This is a genomic window from Streptococcus sp. F0442 (assembly GCF_000314795.2).
GTDB lineage: Bacteria > Bacillota > Bacilli > Lactobacillales > Streptococcaceae > Streptococcus.
Window position 1 is genome coordinate 1,100,955 of record NZ_KB373314.1, and the last position, 604, is coordinate 1,101,558.

Here is a 604-nt window from a genome sequence, read left to right on the forward strand (position 1 = left end):
TTGTGGACGGTTGTCTACTACTGTATCGTAATCTTTATCAACTGGTTGATCTTTTTCGTCCGTTACAGATTCCTTGATCTTGTTACCTTCAGTGTCTACGTAGTGAACATATACATTACCCTTAGGTTGTGCTGGTTCTTCTTTAACCTCTTTATAAACATAAGTAATCTTAGAAACTGGTTTTTCTACTTTACCTTTGATTGGATCAGAAGTTTCAAGATGTCCTTCACTATCAACTTTACCTACTGGATAATCACCAGCCGGTACACGTTCGTATTTCTTACCTTCAAACTCAATGTACTTAGGTTGTTCATCGTTCTCAGTAGTGTCATAAGGCGTGTTGTAGTCTGACTTAGGAGTATCTTGACGTTGGACTTTAATTTCTTTACCATCATTCTCACGGATGTAAGTAATAATAACTTCACCTTGAGGTTTTTCACTTTCAGAATTTGATGAAGAGTTAGATGCTGATGCTGATACTGATGTAGAAAGTGAAGTTGAAGTACTCAATGATTCTGAAATGGATACAGAAGTTGAAACTGATTGGCTTGCTGATACTGATTCAGATGCTGATGCTGATTCAGACGCTGATACTGATTCAGAT

At 37.1% G+C, this 604-nt stretch carries 1 protein-coding gene; it reads right to left on the minus strand.

What is annotated here, in order from left to right; all coding sequences use genetic code 11:
* The coding region (locus HMPREF9186_RS05340; protein WP_037613965.1) for a MucBP domain-containing protein at positions 1-510 on the minus strand (510 nt) is incomplete at its 3' end.
* Positions 511-604: the final 94 nt, after the last annotated feature.